The following is a 22668-nucleotide window of genomic DNA, read 5'->3' as shown; positions in this document are numbered from 1 at the left end:
ATGGCTCACTGTGCCGAGACCCGGGACGGCGACTCGTCCCGGCTCGGCCGCCGTTGTTCCGGGATCTTGATCTCCGCGTGCTTCCTGCCCAGCCGCCACCGGCGCCGCCGCAGCGGCCGGGTCCCCTGTCCGGCCTTGTAGAGCTCCTCCGTCCGGTAGACCACCTCGGCCTGCACGGCGTCGAAGATCCAGTCGTTTCGCATGGAGTTCCCCTCTTCCTCGGTTCGCATTGCCGCGAACCTCAGGTTCGTCCTGAGGGGGCACTCCAGGCATCGGAAGATCACGTGGACCCGGACGCGCGAAGGCCCCTTACTCCCGCCTTGCCCCTGCTCGGCGGGTGTAAGGGGCCTTCGTGAGGGTGGTCAGTCGCGGCCGACGATGCTGAGCAGGCCCTGCCAGCCCCGCACGGACACGCTCAGCGCGCCCGAGTCCGGGTTCTTCGAGTCACGCACGCCCACGTGCTGTGCGAAGAGCGCGACCTCGACACAGTCGTTGCCGCCACCGCTGTAGCTGCTCTTACGCCAGATGCCGATGGACGATTCGGTTTTCGCCATTCTCCCCGCTCCTTACTTTCTCGCGGCCAATGCTTGTTGAATGGTTCTTTTCAACGTGAGTAACGTTCCGCGGCCGCCGCGATGACGTCCAGCGAGTCGTCAGGCTTGAGTGCCGCGGCACGCAAATGATCGAACATGTACGTGTAGCGCTCGACATCGGGGGGCGCTTCCAAGAAGAACCCGCCGGAAGTGCTGTCCACATAAACAACGTCGGGATCGGCAGGCTCGGGGAATCCGAGAAGGAGGAACGGGCCCTCCATTCCGGGATGCGCACCCGCCGCGAACGGCACCACCTGAATGGTGACGTGCGTGAGCTGCCCGAGTTCGAGCAGGCGGTTGGCCTGCTTCGCCATCACCTCGGGACCGCCGACCTCGCGGTGCAACACGGCCTCGTCGATCACCGCCCAGTACTGGGGCGGGCTGGCGTCCGAAAGCAGTTCCTGGCGGGCGGTGCGGGCGGCCACACGGCGTTGGATGTCCGATTCGTCCGCGTCCGGGCGCATCGCGCGGATCACCGCACGTGCATAGGTTTCGGTTTGCAGCAAGCCGGGCACGAGCAGCGCCTGGAACGCGCGCAGCGAACTCGCGTCGGCCTCCAGCCCCACGAAGGTGCCGGTGAACACTTCCTTGTACGCGTGCCACCAGCCGGGCTTGCGAGCCTCGCGGGCCAGCTGCACCAGAGCTTCCCGTTCGTCGCCGGTGAGGCCGTAGAGCTCGAGCATGTCCCTGGCGTCACGCGGAGTGACCCCGACATGCCCGGTCTCGATACGGCTGATCTTGGATGCCGAACACTCGAGCTTCTCACCGACCTCGTCGATCGTCAGATCGGCGGCCTCGCGCAGCCTGCGCAACTCGCTAGCGAGCCGGCGGCGGCGAATGGTGGGTCCCTGACCCCGTTTCACGTGTTGCACCTCCGCGTTCGTCCGCGCAATTCCCCCGGCTCGTCGTGTCAGCGACGCGCTCTATCTAACCAGCCGGTTCGGCGTTCGGACGCTGCCTGACCTACCCGAACGGGTTAGTTTCACTTACTGGCCCCTGCAATTTGCAGATTGCGGTTGTAAGCTGCATCGTGCGTCGACTGGCGACGCTCAGCACCTCACCATTTCGAGGGATTCGCGGAAGGACGGCCGTGCTCGAACACGACACAATGGTCGGCCCATTACAGACTTCTGTACACCAGCGACTTGAAACTCTCACCCGTTCGGCTGGTCTGTGCGACACCGACCACGCAGCCGACCTCGCCCGCCGCGAAATTCCCTTACTCGCGGACGCCTTGCGGGCAGCACTGGCCGCACACGAACCCGACGCCCGGGGCCGCTGCCGCGTCTGCCGTGATCGCGGGTCGAAGCTCCTCTTCCGCCGCCGCAGTCGCCTCCCGTGCCGCGCTTATCTCGCGGTGCAACTTCGCCTTGGCACCATCGAAGACGCGGTCACTCACCGCAAGCAGAGCCGCCACCGCAGGCCCACCCACCTGCACTCGGTCGGGTAAGAGCCCGCGTACCAGCGAAACAGAACCCAGCGCTCAGCACCCATCGAACAAACGAAGCCGCCAGGTGTGGGTCATCCCGGAGCCTGCCCGCCGGGGAGGCATCTTTACGCCGCGCTCGGGCAGCGCACGGCGTTGTTCGGCTGGGGATCGGGGCGGGGGAGGTCTGGCGTTCACTCGGCTTCGCCATCGTCGTCCGCCGCGTGCCCTACGGTGCTGCTGCCCTATGGTGCTGCTGCCCGGCCCGGTTGCGTCGCTTGGGTGTTCGGCGCCGCTCGCCTTACTGCTTCCTCAGCCGCAGTAGGCCTTCCTGCACGACGGTCGCGATCAGGGTGCCGTCCCGGGCGAAGAACCTGCCGGTCGCCAGACCGCGCCCGCCCGAGGCCGATGGGGACGCCGTGTCGTAGAGGAACCACTCGTCGGCGCGGAAAGGGCGGTGGAACCACAATGCGTGGTCCAGGCTCGCACCGATCACAGGATCGACGTCCCAGTACACGCCGTGCCGCGCCAGTGGCGAGTCGAGCAGCGTCATGTCCGACGCGTAGGTCAGCACGCACACATGCAGCAGGTCCTCGTCCGGCAGGGTGCCGTCCGCGCGCATCCACACCCGGTTGTTCGGGCCCGCCGGGCCGTGCTTCCTCGTCACCCAGGGCGGGTCGTTCACGTAGCGGATGTCGATCGGCCGGGGACGGCGTCGCGCTTCCGCCAGTTCGGGGTAACCCTCCATGCGCTCGGTGTACGTCGGCAGGGTCTCGGGTGCGGGCACGTCCGGCATCTCGTCGGCGTGGTCGATGCCCGTCTCCACCTTCTGGAACGACGCCGACAGCGCGAAGATCGCCTTCCCATGTTGCACGGCCGTCACGCGGCGCGTCGTGAAGGAACGGCCGTCACGAATGCGGTCGACCTCGTACACGATGGGGATGCGGGGGTCACCGCCACGGATGAAGTAGGCGTGCAGCGAGTGCACCTTCCGTTCATCCGGCACGGTGCGCCCGGCGGCCACCAGCGCCTGCCCGGCCACCTGCCCACCGAACACGCGCACCGGCGACTGCGCCGGGCTCACCCCACGGAAGATGTTCTCGTCGATCTTCTCCAGGTCCAGCAGCGCGACAAGACGGTCGAGCACGGGCTGACCACCGGCACCTTCCGAGGTGTCCAGCCCGGCGGCCGCGTCCCTCGCCAGCTCAGTCATGCGGGAAGACTAACCACCCGCATCAGGCGTGGTCGTCCTCACCGAGGCGGTGCACCCGGATGAGGTTGGTCGACCCGACGGTGCCCGGGGGCGAACCGGCCACGATGACCACCAGGTCACCCGGCTGGTAGCGGCCCATCTCCAGCATCGCGTGGTCGACCTGCTGGATCATCTGGTCGGTCGAGCCGACCTTCGCCACGATGTGCGTCGTCGTGCCCCAGGTCATCGACAGCTGGCTGCGCACGCTCTCCTCGGGCGTGAACGCCAGCAGCGGCAGCCGCGTGTGCAACCGCGCCAGACGGCGCACCGTGTCGCCGGACTGCGTGAACGCCACCAGCGCCTTGGCGTTGAGCCGCTCGCCGATGTCCCGCGCCGCGTAGGAGATGACGCCCCGCTTCGTGCGCGGCACGTGCGACAGCGGCGGCACGGTGGGTGAATCGGTCTCGACCGCCTCCACGATCCGGCCCATCGTCTGAACCGTCTCGATCGGATAGCGGCCCACGCTCGTCTCGCCGGAGAGCATCACGGCGTCGGCGCCGTCGAGCACCGCATTCGCCACGTCGGAGGCTTCCGCGCGCGTCGGACGCGAGTTGTTGATCATCGAGTCCAGCATCTGGGTGGCCACGATGACCGGCTTGGCGTTCTCCCGCGCGATCTGGATCGCGCGCTTCTGCACCAGCGGCACCTGCTCCAGCGGAAGCTCGACGCCCAGGTCACCGCGGGCGACCATGACGCCGTCGAACGCGAGCACGATGGCTTCGAGGTTGTAGACGGCCTCGGGCTTCTCCAGCTTCGCGATGACCGGCAGCCTGCCCTTGCCGACCCGGTCCATCACCTGGTGCACCAGGTCGATGTCGGCCGGCGAGCGCACGAACGAGAGCGCGATGAAGTCCACGCCCAGCTCCAGCGCGAACTCCAGGTCCTCGATGTCCTTCTCGGACAGCGCGGGCACCGACACGTCCATGCCGGGCAGGGAGACGCCCTTGTTGTTGCTGACCGGGCCGCCCTCGGTGACCTCGCAGACCACGTCGGGGCCTTCGACGCCCTTGACGACCAGCCCGACCTTGCCGTCGTCGACCAGCAGCCGGTCGCCCGGTTTGGCGTCCTTGGCCAGCCCCTTGTAGGTGGTGGAGACCCGGTCATGGGTACCGGCGACGTCCTCCACGGTGATGCGCACGGTGTCGCCCGTGCGCCATTCCACGGGCCCGCCGGCGAACGTGCCGAGGCGGATCTTGGGGCCTTGGAGGTCGGCGAGAATCCCGACCGCGCGGCCCGTCTCAGCCGCGGCTTCCCTGACCAGGTCGTAGACCTGCTTGTGGTCGCCGTGGCTGCCGTGGCTGAAGTTCATCCTCGCGACGTCCATCCCGGCGTCAACGAGGGCCCGCACCTTCTCCTGCGTCGCAGTGGCGGGGCCTAGCGTACAAACGATCTTCGCGCGTCGGCTCACGTCTATACAGCGTAGCCCCTTACGCTCCGCACGTCTGTACCGATCCCTGAATCGAGTCAGCGGCGCGGCTTCTCGCTGACGCCGACATGATCGCGTGCCCACTCGTTGAAGTCGCGGACCTGCCGCCAGGCCGTGCGCACCCGGTCCAGGCAGGCACGTTCGTGCAGCGTGTCGTCGGGATCCCAGGATTTGACGGCGTAGAGCGAGCGGTGCTTGAGCAGCTCCAGCCGGGGGTGGCCGTCGGCGAAACCGCGCGGCTTCGTCCGCAGCGTGTCACCGGTGATCTGCCAGCCCGACTTGCGGAGTTTCGCCAGAATTCGTTCCAGCGCGCCGCCGTGCACGTCGGTGTCGACGGCCTGCCGGAACCGGGCCAGCTGGTCGGACTGCAGGTGGAAGCAGCCCCCGCCGACACGCAGTCCCTCCGAGGAGATCTGCACGTAGTACGCGCCACCGCCGCGGCCCTGCTCGATCACCGCGCCGCAGTGGGTCTTGTACGGGCTCTTGTCCTTGGCGAAGCGCACGTCGCGATGGGGCCGGAACACCTTGCCCGCGCCGAAGTCCGTGCCGAACTCCGGCGTCAGCTCCGCAAGCAGCGCCTCCATCGGCGCGCGCACGTCCTCGCGATAGGTCTTGAGGTTGTCTTCCCAGTACGGCTTGGAGTTGTCGGCCAGCAGACCGTCGTAGAACTCCACCGCGTACTCACCGAACCCGCTGAACTTCACGGTCGCACGATAGTCCGTCCCTTGATCGAGGGACGGATGGTTTGCGTGCCGGGGCGGCCGGGAACCGCTGCGGGGTCCGAGACGGACAGAAGGGGAGTCAAGGATGAACCTGTTCGACAAGGCGAAGGAAGCGATCGGCAAGAACTCGGACAAGGCCGATCAGGGTATCGACAAGGCCGCGGACGCGGCCAAGTCCAAGTGGGGCGAGCACGGCGACCAGATCGACAAGGTCGCCGAGCGGGCCAAGGGCTTCACCCGGCAGCAGGGTGACCAGCCCGGCGAGCAGCCGCCGCCCCCGCCCGAGTAGAAGCCGTGAGGGGGTGACCCGCGGTCGTCTTCCGGGGGCGGGATCCCGACCCGCCCCCGGAAGACCCCCAGCGGGGTTCAGCCGTTCATCGCGGTGACGAGTTCACCGTCGGCGGTGTCGCCGGACAGTTCCCAGAAGAACGCGCCGCCGAGGCCCTGTCCCTTGGCGTAGCCGATCTTGCCCGCGATGGTGGCCGGGGTGTCGTAGCTCCACCATTCGCCGCCGCAGAAGCCGTATGCGGTGCCGGCGACGGTTCCCGTTGCGGGACAACGAGTCTTGAGCACCTTGTAGTCCTCGATGCCGGACTCGTAAGTACCCGGTGCCGCACCGGTGGCCGTCCCGCCCGGCGCCGCCTGGGTGACACCGGTCCAGCCGCGGCCGTAAAAACCTATGCCCAGCAACAGTTTGGCCGGGGCAACGCCCTGCGACTCGAGCTTCTGGATCGCCGCGTCGGAGTAGAAGCCCGCGGTCGGGATGCCGTTGTAGGAGTTCAGCGGCGAATGCGGCGCGGTCGGCCCGTTCGCCGCCCATGCGCCGAAGTAGTCGTAGGTCATGACGTTGTACCAGTCGACGTACTGCGCGGCGCCGGCGTAGTCCGCGGCGTCGAGCTTGCCGCCGGAGGTCCCGTCACCGGTGATCGCCGCCGTGACGAGCTTGTCGCCGAACCTGTCCCGCAACGCCGCCATCAGGTTCTTGAAGGCCGCCGCTCCGCTGGTGTCGCAGGAAAGACCGCACGCGTTCGGGTACTCCCAGTCGATGTCGATCCCGTCGAAAACGCCCGCCCAGCGCGGATCGTTGATCAGGTTGTAGCAGGAGTCCGCGAATGCGGCGGGGTTCTGCGCGGCCTGCGCGAAGCCGCTCGACCAGGTCCAGCCGCCGAAGGAATAGAGCACCTTCAGGCCCGGATGCATCTGCTTGAGCCGCTTGAGCTGGCCGAAGTTCCCGCGCAGCGCGCCGGTGTCCCAGGTGTCGGAAACGCCGTCGACGCTGGCGGCCGCGTCGTAGTACTTGTCGTAGGCGGCGTAGGTGTCGCCGATCGCGCACTGGCCGTTCGTGACGTTGCCGAACGCGTAGTTGATGTGGGTCAGCTTCGCCGCCGAACCACTGGTCTCGATGTTCTTGACGTGATAATTGCGCTGGTACACGCCCCATTCGGCGAAGTAGCCGAGTACCTTGCCCACGGGCGCAGAGTACGCGGGCGGAGCGAAGGTGACGGCCATCAGCAGTGCCGCGAACAGTCCCGCGGCGGTGAACGATCTACGGTGCCTGGACATGCTTCCTCCCTGACCTGGAGAAGAAGGGACGAAAGCACCATAAAATGGACTAGACCAGCAGTAAATGGTTTAGACCATATCCCCTACGAAGGTAGGGGTGCGAAGGTGATACCGGCGTGCTGGGCGCGCCGCGCGCCCCAGTCGTAGAGCGCCTGCAGGGCCGGGCCGAGCGTGTGCCCCTCCTCGGTGAGCCGGTACTCGACGCGGGGCACGGTGCCCCGCAACGCCTCCCTCGAGACGAGGCCGTCGGCTTCCAGCTCGCGCAGTTGCTGGGTGAGCATCTTCTCGCTGATCCCCGGCATCCGCCGCCGCAGCTCGCCGTAGCGGTGCACGCCTTCCTTGAGGTGCGCGAGAATCACCGGTTTCCACTTGCCGTCGATCACGTCGATCGTCAGCTCGACCGGACAGTAGTAGGTGTGCCCCATTCCGTTCCTCCGCACCGAAAAGTACGTACTTGCCCGGCCCCGGCCCGTGGTGTTGCGTGAGACGCATGGATTCCGTGCCCACGCTCTACGACTGGGCGGGTGGTCGTCCCGCGCTGGTCCGCCTGACGGAGACCTTCTACGCCAAGGTACTGGCCGACGAGCTACTCGAACCGCTGTTCCGCGACATGGATCCCGGGCATCCGCGGCATGTGGCCGACTGGCTCGGTGAGGTGTTCGGCGGGCCGCCCGTGTACAGCACCGAACGGGGCGGGCACCGGCATATGGTCGGCCGTCATCTCGGGCGGGCCATCACCGAGCAGCAGCGCCGCCGGTGGGTGACGCTGCTGCTCGACGCGGCCGACGACGTGGACCTGCCCTCGGATCCGGAGTTCCGCGCCGCTTTCGCCGGATATCTCGAGTGGGGCAGCAGGCTCGCCGTGCTCTTCTCCCGGCCCGGTGCCGAGCCTGCCACCGACGAGCCCATGCCGAAATGGGACTGGCCCCTGCCGCCGTGGCAGGCTCAGCCGAAGAAGACCTCGGCCTCTTCGTAACGCGCCGGCGGGACGGTCTTCAGTTCGGCGGTGGCCTCCGCGAGCTTGACGCGCACGATGTCGGTGCCGCGCAGCGCGACCATGGTGCCGAAGTCGCCGTCCATCACCGCGTCGACCGCGTGCAGGCCGAAGCGGGTGGCCAGCACCCGGTCGTACGCGGTCGGCGTGCCGCCGCGCTGCACGTGCCCGAGCACCACGGCCCGCGACTCCTTGCCGGTGCGCTCGGCGATCTCCTCGGCCAGCCACGTGCCGACCCCGCCGAGCCGCACGTGCCCGAACGCGTCCTTCTCCCCGCTCTGCAGCACCTCGGCGCCGCCCTCGGGCAGCGCACCCTCGGCGACCACGATGATCGGCGCGTACATCCGCTCGAAGCGCCGCTCGACCCACTCCACGACCTGGTCCACCGAGAACGGCCGCTCCGGTACCAGGATCACGTTCGCGCCACCGGCGAGCCCGGAGTGCAGCGCGATCCAGCCGGCGTGCCGCCCCATCACCTCGACGACGATGGCGCGGTAGTGCGACTCGGCGGTGGTGCGCAGCCGGTCGATCGCCTCGGTCGCGATGTGCACGGCGGTGTCGAAGCCGAAGGTGTAGTCGGTGGCGGCGAGGTCGTTGTCGATCGTCTTGGGCACGCCGACGACGCCCAGCCCTTCGTCGGTGAGTTTCTTGGCCACGCCGAGCGTGTCCTCACCGCCGATCGCGATCAGGGCGTCGATGTGCTGCTCCGCGAGCACCGCCCTGATCTTGTCGACGCCGCCCTCCTCCTTGTACGGGTTGGTGCGGGACGAGCCGAGAATGGTGCCGCCGCGGGTGAGGATCTCCTCGACGTCGGAGAGCCCGAGCGGCCTGCTCTCCCCGGTCATCGGCCCGCGCCAGCCGCTGCGGAAACCCACGACCTCCCAGCCGTCGATCTCGATGCCCTTGCGGACGACCGCGCGGATCACCGCGTTCAGACCGGGGCAGTCGCCACCACCGGTCAGCACCCCCACGCGCATCTGATCAGCCCTTTCCAAGAAGTTGTCATGGATCACATTTCTTCTCGCCAGAGTAGCCGGGTGACCCCTTGATCGGTAAAGCGGTTTGGGGCTTTGGTAGGGTCACCCCCGTGCGGCGGTATTTCTGGTTTAGCGGGCCGGCCCTGGGTGGGCCAGCCGGCGAGACCGCCGTGCGCTGAACCTCCACCCTCGAGCCGGATGACAGACCGGCTCGGTGGATGACGGCGGGCCGGTCACGAAAGGAAGACCCCCGCCATGTCGATCACTGCGGCGCTGGACAACCAGCGGACCACCAGCATGAGCCCGCTGATCTCCCCCGCCCTGCTCCGCCAGGAGTTCCCGCTCACCGACGCCGTCGCCGAGACGGTCGCGCGCGGCCGCGCCCAGACCGTGGACGTGCTCGGCGGCGGCGACGACCGCCTCATCGTCGTGGTCGGCCCATGCTCCGTGCACGATCCCGAGGCCGCGCTGGACTACGCGATCCGGCTCGCCGAGAAGGCGGAGCAGGTGCGCGGGGAGCTGCACGTGATCATGCGGGTGTACTTCGAGAAGCCACGCACCACGCTGGGCTGGAAGGGCCTGATCAACGATCCGGCGCTGGACGGCAGCTTCTCCGTCAACCAGGGTCTGCGGCTCGCCCGCAAACTGCTGCTGGACATCTCCGCCCTCGGGCTGCCCGTCGGCTGCGAGTTTCTCGACCCGATCACTCCGCAGTACATTTCGGACACCGTGAGCTGGGGTTCGATCGGCGCGCGTACCGCCGCGAGCCAGGTGCACCGGCAGCTGTGCAGTGCGCTGTCGATGCCGGTCGGAATCAAGAACTCCACCGAGGGCGACGTGCAGGTCGCGGTGGACGCCACCCGTGCGGCCGGCGCCTCGCACGTGTTCCCCGGGATCAACTCCGACGGGCTCGCGGCGCTGGTCACCACCGCGGGCAACCCGGACTGCCACGTGATCCTGCGCGGCAGCGCGGCGGGCCCGAACTACGACGAGGACACGGTGCGGGACACACTGATCCGGCTGGAGAAGGCGAGCCTGCCCGAGCGCGTGATCATCGACGCGAGCCACGGCAACAGCGGCAAGGACCACGTGCGGCAGGCCGGTGTCGTGCGCGAACTGGCCGCGCGGATCGGTGCGGGTGAGCGTGGCATCGTCGGCGTGATGATCGAAAGCTTCCTCGAGGCAGGACGCCAGGATCTGGAACTGGGCCATGCGAACGAGCTGACCTACGGCAAGTCGATCACCGACGCGTGTGCCGACTGGCCCACCACCGGGGACCTGCTGGACGAGCTGGCCACAGCGGTCAAGGCCCGTCGCTGAGCCCGCCACCCCCAACCCGCCCCGCGAGTCGGGCGATCCGCGAGCGCGAGTCGGGCAATCCGCGAGCACGAGTCGGGCAATCCGCGGGCGCGAGTCGGGCAATCCGTGCGCAAGGAATGCCAAACCGCGCACAGAGAAGGCCAGACTCGAGCGCACGGAAGTCTGGACTCGGGCACACGGAAGCCCAGACTCGAGCGCACGGAAGTCTGGACTCGGGCGCGGGGAACGCCCGACTCGCGGGGTGAAGGCCTGGTGCGGCTGGTGCCGTGCGCTTTCCTAACCCCGTAGGGGGAGGTTTTTTATCGCGCGCCAGCGTTCCAGGTTGTGCCGTGCGTCGGCCAGGGCGTCGTGGGCGTCGGCGGGTGGGGCGGGCAGCTTCGGCTTGCCCGCGTCCTCCCACCGTTGCCGCAGGTCACGCGTGAAGCGGGGAAGCTGGCGTGGCAGTTCGGGCATCGGGCCCCACAGTTGTGCCAGTGCCACGTGGTCGTAAGCCGCGTACCAGGCCCACAGCTCGATTCCACCGGGCGGCTTACCGAAGTAACCGAGCAAATCGTCCCGGATCTGTTTGCGGCCGCGCCATGCCGGGTCGGCCGGTGAGGGCAGCTTCGGCAGCACGTTCTCGCGCACCCACGGGCCCGCTTTGCCCGGATCGAAGTCGGTCGAGACCGCGTAGAACTCGCGGCCACGCTCGTCCACGACACCGATCGACACGAGGTCGATGGTCAGGCCGTCCTCGATGAACTCGGTGTCGTAGAAAAAGCGCACCGAAACACCTTAGGCGGCCTTCAGCCGGCCCTGGTCTCCGGTACCCGGTCGGCCTCGGCTGCCGAGGGCTGTGGCGGGACGGCGGGGCGCACGCCGGCGGCGTCCGCGGCCAGCAGTTCCTTCGCCCGCGCCGCGTAGATGTCCACGTACTCCTGGCCGGACAGCTCCATCAGCGCGTACATGATCTCGTCGGTGATCGAGCGCTCCACGAACCGGTCACCCGAGAGACCCTCGTACCGCGAGAAGTTCAGCGGCTTGCCGAAGCGGATCTCCAGCCGCCGCGGGATCCACATCTTCGATCCGATCGGATTGACCTTCTCGGTGCCGATCATGGCCACCGGGATCACCGGCACCCCGGCCTCGAGCGCGATCCGGGCGACCCCGGTCTTGCCCTTGTACAGCCGGGCGTCGGGCGACCGGGTGCCCTCGGGGTAGATGCCGAGCAGGTTGCCCTCGCGCAGCAGCCGGATCGCGGTGTCCAGCGCGGCCTGCGCCGCCGAACCACCGGAGCGGTCGATCGGGATCTGGCCGGCGCCGGTGAAGAACCACTTCTTCAACTTGCCCTTGAACCCCGGCTCGGTGAAGTACTCCGACTTCGCGGGGAACGTCACCCGCCGCCTCACGCGCACGGGCATGAAGAACGAGTCGGCGACGGCGAGGTGATTGCTGGCCAGGATCGCGCCACCGGTGTCCGGGATGTTCTCGGTGCCGGTGACCTTCGTGGGCCACAGCAGCCGGAGCAGCGGGCCGAGGAGCACATACTTCAGCAACCGATACAGCACGTCGACATGCCCTCCTACCTGCCGAAACCAGCCTGCCGGACAAGAGTACGAACCGTGACCGCCCCGGCACAACGGGATCTTGCCTCTTGCGCGGGATGTCACAGGCGATCCGGGCATGTTGCCCCGGCCACGCGCGTGCGACGATGGACGCGGTCAGGACCGAGGAGAAGGGCGGACGAGTATGCCCGTACTCGCCGGAGCGGAACCGTTCTCGCACACCGGATCTGTCGAAGCCGGGGTACTGCTGTGCCACGGGTTCACCGGTACTCCGCAGAGCATGCGGCCCTGGGGTGAGCATCTCGCCGGACACGGTTACACCGTCCGCTGCCCGCGCCTTCCCGGACACGGCACGACGTGGCAGGAGTGCAACCGCACCACCTGGCCCGACTGGTACGGCTGCGTGCGCACCGAGCTTCTCCAGCTGCGCGAAACCTGCGAGAACGTGTTCGTGTTCGGCCAGTCCATGGGCGGCACCCTCGCGCTGCGCCTCGCCGAGGACTTCGGCGAGCAGGTCGCCGGGCTCGTCCTGGTCAACCCGTCGGTCATGACCCTGCGCAAGGACGCGAAGCTGCTGCCCGTGCTCTCCCGCGTGCTGCCGTCGGTACCGGGCATCGCGAGCGACATCAAGAAACCGGGCGTGACCGAGCTGGCCTACGCGCGCACCCCGGTGCGCGCCGCGGCGAGCCTGGCGCAACTGTGGCGGCTGGTGCGCGCGGACCTCGCGAAGGTGACCCAGCCGCTACTGTTGTTCCACTCCGTCGTTGACCACGTGGTGGAACCGGTCAACGCGCGTATCGTCCTGGAGGGGGTGCGCGGGGAGGACGTCACCGAGGTGGTGCTGCAGGACAGCTTCCACGTCGCCACACTGGACAACGACGCGCCGACGATCTTCGAGCGCAGTGTCGAGTTCGTAGCCGAGCGGGTGGGATCGCGATGAGTTCGAAGGGCACGGATCCGGAGGACGTGGACGCGACGTTCGCGGCCATCGTCGCCGACCTGCGTGCGGAGGGGGTCTTCGCCGAGGCGACGGCGGAGGCGGCCGAGGCCGCGGAGCCGCCGCCCGCGCCCGAGAAACCCGCGAAGCCGGCCGAACCGGATTCGCCTTCCTGGCGCGCGGGCGGTTCGGAGTGGGACGAGGTCGTACTGGGCGAGGACCCGGCCGAGGACACCGAGCATTTCGTACCGCCCGAGCCGCCGCCGCTGCCCCGGCCCGGCAAGGGTGCGTTCATCGTGCTGTTGTTCTTCCTGGTCGGGCTGTTCCTGCTGATCGCGCCGAACCTGATCGGGCTGTCCGCGACGGTGGGCACCCCGCTGGGCATCCTGTCGCTGGCCACGGCGATCGCGTTGCTGCTGTTGCGGGTCAAGCAGACGCCGCACGACGGTGACGGCGCGCAGGTCTGAATGCGAATCGAGTTCCACCCGTCATGCCGTTCGACTGTCGGGGCGGAGTGGGAACTCGCACTGGCCGACCGGCGCAGCGGTGAACTTCGTTCGGTCGCGCAGCGCATCCTCGACGCGGTCCGGCCCGACGGCCTCGACGAGCATCCCAAGATCAAGCAGGAGCTGCTGCTCAACACCGTCGAGGTGATCACCGGGGTGTGCCGCACGGTCGGCGAGGTGACGGCCGATCTCGCCGGTTCGCTGGAGCTCGTGCGCTCGGTGACCGACCCGCTGGGCGTCGAGCTGTTCTGCGCCGGCACGCACCCGTTCTCCTCGTGGTACCAGCAAAAAGTCACCGACAAGGCCCGTTACGCCAAGCTGATCGAGCGCACGCAGTGGTGGGGCAGGCAGATGCTGATCTACGGCGTGCATGTGCACGTCGGTCTCGACCACCGCGACAAGGCCCTGCCGGTGCTGGACGCGCTGCTGAACTACGCGCCCCATTTGCAGGCGCTGTCGGCGTCCTCGCCGTACTGGGGTGCGGAGGACACCGGGTACGCGTCCAACCGCGCGCTGATGTTCCAGCAGCTGCCGACCGCCGGGCTGCCGTTCCAGTTCCGCGAATGGGCGGAGCTGGAAAGCTACGTCGAGGACATGTTCCGCACCGGCGTGATCGATCATTTCTCCGAGATCCGCTGGGACATCAGGCCGGCGCCGCAGTTCGGCACCATCGAGATGCGTGTGTGCGACGGCCTGCCGACGCTGGAGGAGGTCGCCGCGATCACGGCCCTGACGCAGTGCCTCGTCGACGACTTCAGCGAACGCCTCGACCGCGGCGAACCGCTGCCCTCCCTGCCGCCGTGGCACGTGCAGGAGAACAAGTGGCGCGCTGCCCGTTACGGGCTGGACGCGATCATCATCCTCAACGCGGCCGGTGACGAGCGGCTGGTCACCGACGATCTGCTGGACCTGCTCGACCGGCTCGAACCGGTGGCGCGGCGGCTGGACTGCGCCGAGGAGCTGCGGAGCGTCGAGACGATCTTGACCTACGGCGCCAGCTACCAGCGGCAGCGCGCGGTCGCGCGAGAGCACAACGGCAGCCTGAAGGCCGTGGTGGCGTCCCTGATCGCGGAGATGCGCGACGGGATCGGAAAGGATCGGTAGTACCCGTCCACCGCCGTGGGCGAAGACATGTGGCACCACGGCTAGTCTCCCACCATGCGCGTAGTCATCGCCCCGGACAAGTTCAAGGGCTCATTGCCGGCCAAACAGGTCGCGGACGCGATAGCGGCGGGTTTCCGGCTGGCGGTGCCGGACGTGGAGACGGTGGAGTGCCCGATCGCCGATGGGGGCGACGGCACGGTCGCCGCGGCGGTGGCGGCCGGTTTCACGTTCGTGCCGGTCGAGGCGACCGGGCCGACCGGGGAACGCGTCGACACCGGCTACGCGCGCCACGGCGACACGGCCGTCGTCGAACTCGCGGCCGTGTCCGGGCTCAGCCAGCTGCCGGGCGGCAAGCTCGCGCCGCTCACCGCGAACACGATCGGTGTCGGCGAACTGATCCGCCGCGCGTTCGACGACGGCTGCACGCGCATCGTGCTGGGGCTCGGCGGGAGTTCGAGCACCGACGGCGGCGCGGGCATGGTGGCGGCGCTGGGCGTGCGGCTGCTCGACTCGCACGGCGTGGACCTGCTGCCGGGCGGCAAGGCGCTGCTGGACGTGGCGCGGGTGGACCTGGACGGGCTCGATCCCCGGGTGCGCTCGGCCTCGGTCGTGGTCGCCAGCGACGTGGACAATCCCCTGCTCGGTGAGCACGGCGCGGCGGCGGTCTACGGGCCGCAGAAGGGCGCGACGCCGCAGGACGTGGCCTTGCTGGACGAGGCTCTGCGCCGGTTCGCCGAGGCCGTGGACTTCGACGCGGCGTCCCTGCCCGGCGCTGGCGCGGCGGGCGGGACCGGCTACGCGGCGCTGGCGATACTGGGCGCGCGGTTCCGTCCCGGGATCGACGTCGTGCTGGAGATGACGGGCTTCGAGCAGAAGCTGGCGGGCGCGGACCTGGTGGTCACCGGTGAGGGTGCCGTCGACGAGCAGACCCTGCGCGGCAAGGGCCCGGCGGGCATCGCCGCCGCGGCGCGGGCGCGGGACATTCCGGTCGTGGCGATCGCCGGGCATCAGGCGCTGGCCCCGGAAGTCCTTGCGCGACACGGGTTCTCCGGCGCCTACGGGCTCACCGACATCGAGCCCGACCTCGACCGCTGCATGAACAACACCGCGGAACTACTGGAGAAACTCGCCGCGCAGGTCGCCACGGAACGGCTTTAGGCGAACATCGTCTTCCACTCCTCCAGCGAGCGGGGCCGGTAGACGAAGTTGCTCTCCTTCACCGAGGACAGCGACGCCGAGGGCGCGGCCGAGTACTGGTGGCCGGGGAACACCACGGGATCGCCGTCGAGGCCGGCGAGCCAGCGCAGGCTGTGGTACATCGCCTCGGCGTCTCCGCCGGGGAAGTCGGTGCGGCCACAGCCTTCGAGGAACAGGGTGTCGCCGGCGACGAGCCTGCCGTCGACCAGGAAGCACTGGCTGCCCGGCGTGTGGCCCGGCGTGTGCAGCAGCCGGATCGGGATGTCGCCGACGCGCACCTCGTCGTCGTGGTCGTGCCCGGTCAGGTCCGTCGCGGACAGCCCGGTGACCCGCTGCACCCACTCGGTCTCGTTGCGGTTGACGTGCACCGGAACCGGTTCGCGGGCGAGCAGTTCCGCCAGCCCGGCCAGCGTGAAGCCCATCATGCTGCCGCCGACGTGATCGGGGTGGTGGTGCGTCGCCAGCACACCCTTGAGCCGCATGTCGTCGGCCGCGAGCACGTCCAGCAGATCCCCGACCGCGTAGGCCGGGTCCACGATCATCGCCTCGCGCGTCTCCGTGTCCCCGATCAGGTAGGCGAAGTTCACCATCTGGGTGGCGACCGGGTCGCCGACGGCGAAGTCGCGCCCCGACAGCAGCTGGCGGAAGTACAGGCGGTCCGTCATGCCAAGCAGAGTAGCCGCGGCGCGCAGCGCCTCCGTTGAGGGTGGCGGTGGACGACCGGCACACCTAGAGCCTCATGCGAACGGCGTCTTCGGACGCTCCTGCTTCACGCCGTCCACGTAGACGTCGACCTTCTCGTCGTAGAAGCACAGCAGGCCCTGCACCTTCTGGCTCTCCGGCAACGGCGTCCGGTAGTACCAGACGATGTCCTCGTGCAGCTTGCCGCCGGCGCGCACCGAGTAGTACTCCGCCTCCCCCTTGTAGGGGCAGCGGGTGATGGTGTCGCTCGGCTCCAGCAGGTCCAGCCGCACATCGGTCTTCGGCAGGTAGTACCGCGTCGGCAGTCCGGTCTCGAACAGCAGGTGCGGGCTGCGCGTTTCGGCGACGGTCACGCCGTCGACCTCGATGCGCACGTGCCGCGAACTGGCCAGGATGTCCACGCGTTTATGCGGGTCGCGGGGGTGGTCGAAGATCTCCTCGTCCTCCTCGAACCACATATCCATCGCCGCGAAGTCGAACCGCACGTGGCCGTGCAGCTCCTGGATCGGCGATTCGGGGTATTCGGCGGCGGCACCGGCCGCCTCGTGCTCGCCGGCACGGACGTCGTAGATCACCGCGTCCCCACGGCTGGGCGAGTGCTCGGTTTTGCCGGTGGGCACGAGCACGTCGGCCACGATGTCCTCGCGCGGCAGGTAGTAGGCCGGGTAGTACGGAATCTCCCAGACCAGCAGCGGGCGCGTGGTGTCGGCGATGATCTTGCCGCCCAGCACGACGCGCACCCTCTTGGCACCTCGTTCGACCTTGACCCGGCCCCGCGTGTCAGTGCTCATACCCGGCACAACCACGCCGCGCGCGGCCTTATTTCCCGGCGACGGCCGCGACCGGCCCATGCCGCGCGACGAGGTCGCGCGCCATTTCCTTGGCCCGCAGCGCGGCGTCGAGGTCGCCCTCGGAGGCCGCGATGATCGAGCCCTTCATCAGGATGTGCCAGGAATGCGCGAACGTTTCGGTGTCGCACAGCCCGGCCTCGTCGGCCAGCCTCCGCACCACGTTCCTGATGTTGCCCAGATACCGGATGCTGGCGCGCCCGAGCGGATGCGCGGGACCCATTTCCAGCAGCACGTTGATGAACGAGCAGGCGTCGAACTCCTCCGGGCGGCGGAACCAGCCGTCGAAGACGTCGAAAATCGCCAGCAGCTGCTCCAGCGGGCCGGTGCCGAGTGCGCGCGCCCGCGTCTCCACGAAACCGAGCGTCCACACCTGTTCGCGCCGGTCGAGGAACGCGAGCACCAGGTCGTCCTTCGACGGGAAGTGCCGGTAGAGCGTGGCCTTCGCGACCCCCGACCGGCGGATCACCTCATCGATACCCACGTCACGGATACCTCGCCGGGAGAACAGCTCATAAGCCGTGGTCAGGATGCGTTCGCGCGCACCCTCACGCACACTGGCCTTGCCCTCGATACTCATGACCGTCCCAGCATAGACCTGGACACAATGCAAGTCCTTTGATAAGACAGACCTGTCTGCCTCTGCCTTTCCTCGGGGAAGGAGGATCGATGCTCCAGGAACTGGCACTCTCGCGTCGCACAGCCGACGGCGAGACCATCGTCTACGTCACCGGTGAGCTCGACGCCCACACCGCCCTGGACCTGGCCGAAGCGCTCGGCAAGCAGCTGAGGCCCGGCGTGCACGACGTGATCGTCGACGTCGGCGATGTCACGTTCATGTCCGCCGCCGGGTTGCAGGCACTGCAGGAGGCCGCCGAGGCCGCCCACGCGACGGGCGTGCGGCTGCGCGTCGATGTCGGGAAGTCACAGGCCGTGCGGCGCGTCCTGCTCGCCGCCGGCGGCGAGCACCTCCTGCCGCTGACCGGGGCCGCGCGGGCCGCCTGATCCCGTTTGCCCTGACCGGCCAGGGGTATGCCCGGGGGCATGAACATGCCCGAGTACGAACGGCTGCGCGCGCTTCTGTCCGATGTGGACTTTCCGTGTGACCGTGCGGAGTTGCTCAGGCAGGCCGCGGCGCACGGGGCCGACGACTCCACCCTCGGCCACCTGAGCTGCCTGCCCGATGAGCATTACGCCGGGTACGAGGCGGTCGTCGCGGCGCTGGCGCAGAACGTCTGATGCGGCTGACCAAAAGCGATCTGTCGCGCCCGGGCATCAGCCGTCGCCGGTGCGGTCGTGGTTTCCGGTATTTCACTCAGGAGGGTGAGCCTCTGCAGGAGGAGGACACCCTCCGTAGGATCCGCGAGCTGGTCATCCCGCCCGCGTGGCGCGACGTCTGGATCGCAGCGCGGCCCGACTGCCATATCCAGGCCGTCGGCGTCGACGACGCGGGTCGCCGCCAGTACATCTACCACCGGCAATGGCGCCGCGAACGGGACGAGGAAAAACATGAGCGGGTGCTGGAGCTCGCACGGAGGCTGCCCGAGTGGCGGCTGCGCGTGGCCGAAGATCTGGACACCCGGGGCCTCAACCGCGAGCGTGTGCTCGCCGCATCGCTGCGGATGCTCGACCGGGGCGTTTTCCGTACCGGCAGCGAGGAATACGCCGAGGCGAACGGCACTCGGGGTGCCGCGACGCTGCTGAAGCAGGACGTCCGCATCCGGCGGGAAACGATCGTGTTCCGCTACACGGCCAAGGGCGGCATCGAACGCGCGCACAGCATCACCGACGAGACTCTCGCGTCGGTGATCAGGTCGCTGCGCCGGGCCCGTTCGGGCAGCGATCGCCTGCTCGTGTACCGGCAACGCGACGGCTGGCACGAACTGCACGCCGACCAGATCAACGAAAGGTTCAAGGAACTGGCCGGCGAGCAGTTCACCGCGAAGGATCTGCGCACCTGGCACGCGACCGTGCTCGCGGCCGCGGCGTTCGCCGCCGCCGGGCCCGCGAAGTCCAAACGGGCCTTGAAACGTACGCAAGCCGCCGTGATGCGGGAGGTCGCCGAAGAACTGGGCAACACCCCTGCGGTCGCGAAGCGCTCCTATGTGGACCCGCGGGTCGCACGAGCGTACGAAGAAGGCGTCACGATCGAGGTCGATCTCGACCGCATCTCCTCCGAAACCGACCGGGAGAAACTCGAACTGGCCGTGCTGCGGATGCTTTCCCGCGTTTGACTTGTCGTGGAAGAGGTACCTGGGCGGTGTGTGGTTGCTGCGACTGCCCGGGGTCTACCGCCCGCAAGCGGACACCCGATTGCTGCTGGGAGCGTTGCGGGACGCGCGGGTACGCGAAGGTGCCAGGGTGGCCGATCTCTGTACGGGGTCCGGCATCGGCGCGCTCGCGGCAGCTCGTGCCGGGGCGAGCGAAGTGCTCGCCGTGGACGCCTACCGTCCTGCCGTGTTCAGCGCGCGGTTCAATGCCGCGGTGCGGCGGCTGCCGGTGCGGGTACGGCACGGTGACGTGACGAGCGCGCTCGAGGCCGCGCCCTTCGATCTCGTGCTCAGCAATCCACCATACGTGCCTTGCCCGTCCGCCGCGCCCTCCCCCGGTGCGGCGATGGCCTGGGACGCGGGCTGGGACGGCCGCCGTTGCCTGAACGTGTTGTGCGACAACGCGTTCGACATGCTGAGCCCCGGCGGCACCATGCTGCTGGTCCACTCCAGAGTCTGCGGCGCGCTGCGCACCGTGGAGTCCCTGCGCGACAAGGGGTTGAAGTCGTCCATTGTGGCGCGCTCGATCGAGCCGTTCGGCCCGGTGATGCGGGAGCGCGCCGGCTACCTCGCCGACGCCGGTCTCATCGAGCCCGGTGAGCGGCAGGAGGAACTGGTGGTGATCCGTGCCGACCGAGTCGAACGCTGACGCGCGCAGGGTCAGGCTGGTGCGGGGCGGCCCGATGCTCATCGAGGGCCCGGTGGAACTCCAACTCCCGGACGGCTCGACCGTCTGCTCGGACCGGTTCGTCGTCGCGGTGTGCGCGTGCCGGCGCAGCCGCCGCTATCCCTTCTGCGACACCAGTCACCGCCGCAAGGCACGCAAGGAAGTCTGACCGTCCCGCCACGACGTCAGCACGTGCTCGGCGAAGCGGTCCTCCAGCAGGCCTGTCGCCTGGATACCGAACACGACGTCCCCGGCCAGTTCCGGTTCGGACTCCAGCAGGCCGCCGATCACGTCCCGGCGCAGGACCTGCTCGTGCACGGCGTCGGCCTCGATGTGCTCCAGGTAGAAGGCACGGCACGCCTCGGGCGCTCCCAGCCGTTCGAGTCCGGCATCGATTCTCGCGACGCTCGGCGAGCTGGTGATCTCCACCGTGCCGAAGTGACCGACGAGCGCGCCGCGCAGTCCACGGTGCAGGCCGAAGGCCGACATGAGGTTCACGATCGCGAGCATGCACGCGGGCGCCTGGTCGAGGTAATGCAGATAGCCGGTTTCGAGTCCGGCGGCGGCGAGCACGTCCTCGTACAGCTGGGCGTGCACGCGTTCGGCACGCCCGCCGCCGAACTCGTCGAACTCGACGGCGACGAGCGCGGCCTTGGCGCGCCCGCGCAGCCGGGGAATCGCCCATGCGTGCGGGTCGGCCTCCTTGAGGTGGTAGATCGAGCGGTGCGCGAAGTACTCGCACACCTGCCACCATTCGGCATCGTCGGCGAGGAACCCGCTGACACCGCCACCGGAGTCGACCAGCAGCTCGTCGAGCTCTCCTTCGACGTCCTGCCCACCGGTCGTGCCCGCGCGCAGTCCGGCCAGGAACACCCGCTCCATCGCCGCGCGCAGCCGCAGGAGCCCGGAATCCCATTCCCAGTCCGCGTCCACGCCGTGGAAGCCCTGGTAGTGCAGCTCGTAGCACAAATACAGGGCGAGTTGCAGATCGTCGCCGAACGCGTCGGCGTCGGCGACACCGACCGGTTCGGGGAATTCGCCGGGTCGCTCACGTCCCAGCGCGTCGATGAGGGCTTGCGACAGCGGCCCGCGCGGTTGCGGGAGTGCGGCGGTCATATCGGGAACCCCTCAGTGCGTCAGCGGCGGGAGCGGGCGCGTGGCCGGGCCCTGGATCACCGAGCCGTCCGTGCCGAACCGCGAACCGTGGCACGGGCAGTCCCAGGTTTTCTCGGCGTTGTTGAACGCGACGAGACAACCGAGATGCGTGCAGTGTGCGCTGACCTCGCGCCGCTGTCCGTCCTCGGCCTGATAGATCGCGGCGAACTGGCCGCCGTTGCGCCGCCGCACCGCGCCCGTGCCGGGCGCCAGGTCGTCCACTGTGGATGTGGCGGCGCGAACGTGGTCGCCGACGAGGTGCTTGGCGACCGTCGCATTGTCCTTCAGCAGCGTGAAGGACGAACGAAGATCGAAACGGTTGGGGTCGAACAGCGAGGCATAGGGGCTTTCCTCGCCGCGAATCAGCTTGTCCAGCAACAGGCCCGCCGCCGTGCCGCCGGTCATCCCCCACTGACCGAAGCCGGTGGCGACCCACAGGTGCTTCGTCGCCGGATGGTACCGGCCGACGTAGGGTATCGAGTCCAAAGTAGACATGTCGTGCGCGGACCAGCGGTGGCTCACCTTCGTGATGCCGAGGCCGGCGGCCGCTTCGGCGAGCGAGCGGTAGCGGGCTTCGACGTCGATCTGTTCGCCGGTGCGGTAGTGCGCACCACCGACGAGTACCTTGCCGTCGTAGGAGCGCACCGAGCGGTGGGTGTTCGCGTCCAGGTACATGCCCGACGGTCCCCGGCCCTCGCCCGCAACGACGAGATCGCGCACCGGTTCCAGGCGCGCGAAGAACAAACCGCGGTCGAAGATCGGATAATGCGTCGCCACCACCACGTCTCGAGCGCGGACGCGGCCGTGCGTGGTGTGCACGACGGGCACCGAGCGCTCGTCGACCTTGATCACGGGCGCGTGTTCGACGATCACGCCACCGTGGCGTTCGATCGCCTCGGCCAGCCCCAGCAGCCAGCGGCGCGGGTGGAACTGCGCCTGCCGCGTGAAACGCACCGCGCCGACGGCGTGCACCGGCAGTTCGATCTCCCGGACGAGACTCGCCGGCATCCCGGCTTCCTGGGCCGCCTGGGCTTCGCGTTCGAGCCGGCCGAGGTCGCGGCGCCCGGTGGCGTAGACGAAGCTGTCCTGCCGCTCGAAGGAGCAGTCGATGCCCAGCCCGGCGCCGGTGGTGGCGATCCATTCGAGCGCGTCCAGCTGGCTGCGGCCGTAGCGGCGGGCGGCGTCGAGACCCTTGCGGGACTTCAGATGCGCGTATTTGAGCGCGTGCTGGGCGCTGACTTTCGCCGTCGTGTGGCCGGACACGCCACTCGCGACCCGCGCGGCCTCGAGCACGACGACCGAACGGCCCTCGGCGGCCAGCCGGAACGCGGTGGTCAGCCCGGCGATACCGGCGCCGATCACGACCACGTCCGCCTCCGCGGGCAGCGGCCGGTTGCTCCGGTCTGGTGCGGGCGCGGTGTCGATCCACAGGGACAGCGGGGCGGGCAGGTCCATGACCACGGAG

28 protein-coding genes are annotated in these 22668 nt (G+C 68.9%); 12 read left to right on the top strand and 16 right to left on the bottom strand.

Going from position 1 to position 22668, the window contains the following annotated elements:
- Positions 1 to 5: 5 nt before the first annotated feature.
- From HFP15_RS09230 to HFP15_RS09200, 6 genes are all read right to left on the bottom strand, one after another.
- The gene (locus tag HFP15_RS09230; RefSeq protein ID WP_168513616.1) at positions 6 to 203 is read right to left on the bottom strand and encodes a hypothetical protein; all 198 of its coding nucleotides are present in this window, start codon (positions 201 to 203) and stop codon (positions 6 to 8) included.
- A 159-nt stretch (positions 204 to 362) separates the two neighbouring features.
- Entirely contained in the window at positions 363 to 554 is a 192-nt protein-coding gene (locus HFP15_RS09225) for a DUF397 domain-containing protein (protein ID WP_168513614.1), read from the bottom strand.
- Positions 555 to 604: 50 nt separating this feature from the next.
- A complete protein-coding gene (locus tag HFP15_RS09220) occupies positions 605 to 1456 on the bottom strand; it encodes a helix-turn-helix domain-containing protein (RefSeq protein WP_168513612.1) in 852 nt (283 codons plus the stop codon).
- Between the two features lie 864 nt (positions 1457 to 2320).
- A complete protein-coding gene (tesB, locus tag HFP15_RS09210; protein WP_168513609.1) occupies positions 2321 to 3232 on the bottom strand; it encodes an acyl-CoA thioesterase II in 912 nt (303 codons plus the stop codon).
- 22 nt (positions 3233 to 3254) lie between these two features.
- On the bottom strand, positions 3255 to 4679 hold the full coding sequence (pyk, locus tag HFP15_RS09205) for a pyruvate kinase (RefSeq protein ID WP_168513606.1): 1425 nt from the start codon (positions 4677 to 4679) through the stop codon (positions 3255 to 3257).
- A gap of 56 nt (positions 4680 to 4735) precedes the next feature.
- Entirely contained in the window at positions 4736 to 5401 is a 666-nt protein-coding gene (locus tag HFP15_RS09200; RefSeq protein ID WP_168513604.1) for a DUF2461 domain-containing protein, read from the bottom strand.
- Positions 5402 to 5504: 103 nt separating this feature from the next.
- Here HFP15_RS09200 and HFP15_RS09195 point away from each other — a divergent pair, with 103 nt between their 5' ends.
- Entirely contained in the window at positions 5505 to 5708 is a 204-nt protein-coding gene (locus tag HFP15_RS09195; RefSeq protein ID WP_168513602.1) for an antitoxin, read from the top strand.
- A gap of 77 nt (positions 5709 to 5785) precedes the next feature.
- Here the strand turns inward: HFP15_RS09195 and HFP15_RS09190 are convergent, their stop codons facing one another.
- Together HFP15_RS09190 and HFP15_RS09185 are read right to left on the bottom strand one after the other, a co-directional pair.
- Positions 5786 to 6982 (bottom strand): glycoside hydrolase family 18 protein, encoded by a 1197-nt coding sequence (locus tag HFP15_RS09190; RefSeq protein ID WP_168513600.1) that lies wholly within the window; start codon positions 6980 to 6982, stop codon positions 5786 to 5788.
- 83 nt (positions 6983 to 7065) lie between these two features.
- Positions 7066 to 7407 (bottom strand): winged helix-turn-helix transcriptional regulator, encoded by a 342-nt coding sequence (locus tag HFP15_RS09185; RefSeq protein ID WP_168513962.1) that lies wholly within the window; start codon positions 7405 to 7407, stop codon positions 7066 to 7068.
- Positions 7408 to 7472: 65 nt separating this feature from the next.
- Here HFP15_RS09185 and HFP15_RS09180 point away from each other — a divergent pair, with 65 nt between their 5' ends.
- Positions 7473 to 7958 (top strand): group II truncated hemoglobin, encoded by a 486-nt coding sequence (locus tag HFP15_RS09180; protein ID WP_168513598.1) that lies wholly within the window; start codon positions 7473 to 7475, stop codon positions 7956 to 7958.
- On the opposite strand, the gene HFP15_RS09175 is transcribed toward HFP15_RS09180, so the two are convergent.
- Positions 7928 to 8953, bottom strand: coding sequence for a 6-phosphofructokinase (locus HFP15_RS09175; RefSeq protein WP_168513596.1), 1026 nt, complete (start codon positions 8951 to 8953; stop codon positions 7928 to 7930). The genes HFP15_RS09180 and HFP15_RS09175 overlap by 31 nt on opposite strands.
- A 255-nt stretch (positions 8954 to 9208) precedes the next feature.
- Between HFP15_RS09175 and HFP15_RS09170 the strand changes: the two genes are divergently transcribed.
- Complete coding sequence (locus tag HFP15_RS09170; protein ID WP_168513594.1) at positions 9209 to 10273, top strand: 3-deoxy-7-phosphoheptulonate synthase; 1065 nt, start codon at positions 9209 to 9211, stop codon at positions 10271 to 10273.
- 276 nt (positions 10274 to 10549) lie between these two features.
- Here HFP15_RS09170 and HFP15_RS09165 read toward each other — a convergent pair whose 3' ends face one another.
- Complete coding sequence (locus tag HFP15_RS09165; protein WP_168513592.1) at positions 10550 to 11038, bottom strand: polyadenylate-specific 3'-exoribonuclease AS; 489 nt, start codon at positions 11036 to 11038, stop codon at positions 10550 to 10552.
- Between the two features lie 20 nt (positions 11039 to 11058).
- A complete protein-coding gene (locus tag HFP15_RS09160) occupies positions 11059 to 11820 on the bottom strand; it encodes a lysophospholipid acyltransferase family protein (RefSeq protein ID WP_168513590.1) in 762 nt (253 codons plus the stop codon).
- Positions 11821 to 12001: 181 nt separating this feature from the next.
- Here HFP15_RS09160 and HFP15_RS09155 point away from each other — a divergent pair, with 181 nt between their 5' ends.
- The 4 genes from HFP15_RS09155 to HFP15_RS09140 are packed head-to-tail and all read left to right on the top strand — an operon-like array spanning position 12002 to position 15522.
- Complete coding sequence (locus HFP15_RS09155; protein ID WP_168513588.1) at positions 12002 to 12757, top strand: alpha/beta hydrolase; 756 nt, start codon at positions 12002 to 12004, stop codon at positions 12755 to 12757.
- Positions 12754 to 13221, top strand: a complete 468-nt coding sequence (locus tag HFP15_RS09150) for a hypothetical protein (protein ID WP_168513586.1) — start codon at positions 12754 to 12756, stop codon at positions 13219 to 13221. Before HFP15_RS09155 ends, HFP15_RS09150 begins: the two co-directional genes overlap by 4 nt.
- Positions 13222 to 14364, top strand: coding sequence for a glutamate--cysteine ligase (locus HFP15_RS09145; RefSeq protein WP_168513584.1), 1143 nt, complete (start codon positions 13222 to 13224; stop codon positions 14362 to 14364).
- Between the two features lie 54 nt (positions 14365 to 14418).
- Positions 14419 to 15522, top strand: coding sequence for a glycerate kinase (locus HFP15_RS09140; RefSeq protein WP_168513582.1), 1104 nt, complete (start codon positions 14419 to 14421; stop codon positions 15520 to 15522).
- On the opposite strand, the gene HFP15_RS09135 is transcribed toward HFP15_RS09140, so the two are convergent.
- The 3 genes from HFP15_RS09135 to HFP15_RS09125 all read right to left on the bottom strand — a co-directional run bounded on the left by HFP15_RS09135 (position 15519) and on the right by HFP15_RS09125 (position 17691).
- Complete coding sequence (locus HFP15_RS09135; RefSeq protein ID WP_168513580.1) at positions 15519 to 16226, bottom strand: MBL fold metallo-hydrolase; 708 nt, start codon at positions 16224 to 16226, stop codon at positions 15519 to 15521. The two genes, HFP15_RS09140 and HFP15_RS09135, sit on opposite strands and share 4 nt — an antisense overlap.
- A gap of 72 nt (positions 16227 to 16298) precedes the next feature.
- Complete coding sequence (locus HFP15_RS09130) at positions 16299 to 17054, bottom strand: DUF427 domain-containing protein (RefSeq protein ID WP_168513578.1); 756 nt, start codon at positions 17052 to 17054, stop codon at positions 16299 to 16301.
- 28 nt (positions 17055 to 17082) lie between these two features.
- Positions 17083 to 17691: a TetR/AcrR family transcriptional regulator gene (locus HFP15_RS09125; RefSeq protein ID WP_168513576.1), complete on the bottom strand. Its 609-nt coding sequence runs from the start codon at positions 17689 to 17691 to the stop codon at positions 17083 to 17085.
- Between the two features lie 89 nt (positions 17692 to 17780).
- Between HFP15_RS09125 and HFP15_RS09120 the strand changes: the two genes are divergently transcribed.
- From HFP15_RS09120 to HFP15_RS09100, 5 genes are read left to right on the top strand one after another with little or no spacing between them, the layout of a single operon-like run.
- Positions 17781 to 18116 carry an STAS domain-containing protein gene (locus tag HFP15_RS09120; protein ID WP_168513574.1) on the top strand — a complete coding sequence of 112 codons (336 nt, stop codon included), beginning with the start codon at positions 17781 to 17783 and terminating at the stop codon, positions 18114 to 18116.
- A 39-nt stretch (positions 18117 to 18155) separates the two neighbouring features.
- The gene (locus HFP15_RS09115; protein ID WP_168513572.1) at positions 18156 to 18350 is read left to right on the top strand and encodes a DUF2795 domain-containing protein; all 195 of its coding nucleotides are present in this window, start codon (positions 18156 to 18158) and stop codon (positions 18348 to 18350) included.
- The gene (locus tag HFP15_RS09110; protein WP_168513570.1) at positions 18350 to 19345 is read left to right on the top strand and encodes a DNA topoisomerase IB; all 996 of its coding nucleotides are present in this window, start codon (positions 18350 to 18352) and stop codon (positions 19343 to 19345) included. Before HFP15_RS09115 ends, HFP15_RS09110 begins: the two co-directional genes overlap by 1 nt.
- Before the next feature lie 28 nt (positions 19346 to 19373).
- Positions 19374 to 20030 carry a methyltransferase gene (locus tag HFP15_RS09105; protein WP_168513568.1) on the top strand — a complete coding sequence of 219 codons (657 nt, stop codon included), beginning with the start codon at positions 19374 to 19376 and terminating at the stop codon, positions 20028 to 20030.
- Positions 20031 to 20064: 34 nt separating this feature from the next.
- Positions 20065 to 20217 carry a CDGSH iron-sulfur domain-containing protein gene (locus HFP15_RS09100; RefSeq protein ID WP_168513960.1) on the top strand — a complete coding sequence of 51 codons (153 nt, stop codon included), beginning with the start codon at positions 20065 to 20067 and terminating at the stop codon, positions 20215 to 20217.
- Here the strand turns inward: HFP15_RS09100 and HFP15_RS09095 are convergent.
- Both HFP15_RS09095 and HFP15_RS09090 read right to left on the bottom strand, forming a co-directional pair.
- A complete protein-coding gene (locus HFP15_RS09095) occupies positions 20187 to 21164 on the bottom strand; it encodes an iron-containing redox enzyme family protein (protein WP_168513566.1) in 978 nt (325 codons plus the stop codon). The genes HFP15_RS09100 and HFP15_RS09095 overlap by 31 nt on opposite strands.
- Positions 21165 to 21176: 12 nt before the next feature.
- Positions 21177 to 22658, bottom strand: coding sequence for an FAD-dependent oxidoreductase (locus tag HFP15_RS09090; protein ID WP_168513564.1), 1482 nt, complete (start codon positions 22656 to 22658; stop codon positions 21177 to 21179).
- Between the last annotated feature and the right edge of the window lie 10 nt (positions 22659 to 22668).

Origin of the sequence: Amycolatopsis acididurans (assembly GCF_012328925.1) — a bacterium.
In the GTDB taxonomy this organism is placed as follows: Bacteria; Actinomycetota; Actinomycetes; order Mycobacteriales; family Pseudonocardiaceae; genus Amycolatopsis_E; species Amycolatopsis_E acididurans.
Note: the sequence above shows the minus strand (reverse complement) of the source record. Positions and strands in the feature narration are given on the sequence as shown.